The organism is Streptomyces sp. LS1784, from assembly GCF_020103755.1.
Lineage (GTDB): Bacteria > Actinomycetota > Actinomycetes > Streptomycetales > Streptomycetaceae > Kitasatospora.
The window spans coordinates 1-1,386 of record NZ_JAHSQD010001047.1; the positions used below are offsets into that span (position 1 = coordinate 1).

Consider the following 1,386-nt stretch of genomic DNA (forward strand, 5'->3'; position numbering starts at 1 on the left):
TCGTGGTCTGCCTGGTCGCCGGCTTCATGACCCTGTTGGACGTCAGCATCGTCAACGTCGCCCTGCCGACCGTACGGGCCGGGCTGCACATGTCCGACAGCGGACTGCAATGGGTGCTCAGCGGCTACGCGCTGGCCTTCGGCCTGGTGCTGGTGCCCGCCGGGAGGCTCGGCGACGCGCGCAGCCGGCGGGCCGTCTTCCTCGTCGGGCTCGCCCTGTTCACCGCGGCCAGCGCGCTCGCCGGGGCGGCGCAGAGCCAGGAGTGGCTGGTGCTGGCCCGGCTGTTCCAGGGCGCGGCCGGCGGGGTGCTGGTGCCGCAGGTGTCCGGCTTCATCCAGGTGCTGTTCCGGGGCGCGGAGCGCGGCCGGGCCTTCGGCGTGCTGGGCACGACCATCGGGCTGTCCACCGCGGTCGGGCCGCTGCTCGGCGGGCTGCTGATCCACCTGTTCGGCCCGAAGGACGGCTGGCGCTGGGTGTTCCTGGTCAACCTGCCGATCGGCGTCGCCGCGCTGCCGATCGCCTACCGGCTGCTTCCGGCGCCCCCGCCCGCCGCCGAGCGGGCCGGACACCGGGACTTCGACCCGGTCGGCGTGCTGCTGCTCGGCGCCGGGACGGTCTCGCTGCTGCTGCCGTTCGTCCAGGCGCAGCAGTGGCACGACTCGGCCCGATGGCTGCTGCTGGCGCTGGCGGCGGTGCTGCTCGCCGTCTTCGTCGGCTGGGAGCTGTCCTACGGGCGGCGGCACGAACCGCTGGTGAGCATGGCGCTGTTCGCGGTGCGCCCGTACGCGGCGGGGACGCTGCTGTCGCTGGTGTACTTCGCCGGGTTCACCGCGATCTTCTTCATCTTCACCCTCTACCTCCAGGTGGGCCTGCACTACTCGGCGCTGATGGCGGGCCTGGCGATCACGCCGTTCGCGGTCGGCTCGGCGGTGTCCGCGGCGGTGGGCGGGAGCCTGGTGAGCCGGCTGGGGCGGCGGCTGGTGGTGGCCGGGCTGGTGCTGGTGCTGGCCGGGCTGCTGGCCTCGACGCTCGCGGTGCAGCTGTGGTCCGGGCCCGACGTGGGCTGGACGATGGCGCTGCCACTGCTGATCGCCGGGGTGGGCAGCGGACTGGTGGTCGCCCCGAACCAGACGCTGACCCTCCAGCAGGTGCCGGTGGCCCGGGCGGGCAGCGCGGGCGGAGTGCTGCAGACCGCGCAGCGGGTCGGCTCGGCGGTGGGCATCGCCGTCGTCGGCTCGGTGTTCTTCGCCCATGCCGCCGGCCCCCGCCCGGACTGGGCGCTGGCCTTCCAGCTGGGGGTGACGGTCGCGGCCGGCCTGGTGCTGGCGGCGCTGCTGGTGGCGGCCGCCGACATGGCCTCGGGCCGGGGCGGTCTCCGGGCCGCCG

Annotated in this window: 1 protein-coding gene; it reads left to right on the forward strand. The window is 75.0% G+C overall.

Annotation, left to right across the window (positions count from 1 at the left end):
- Nucleotides 1-1,386 (forward strand): MFS transporter (locus KS423_RS45500; protein ID WP_224285517.1); only part of this gene is annotated, 1,386 nt, incomplete at both ends.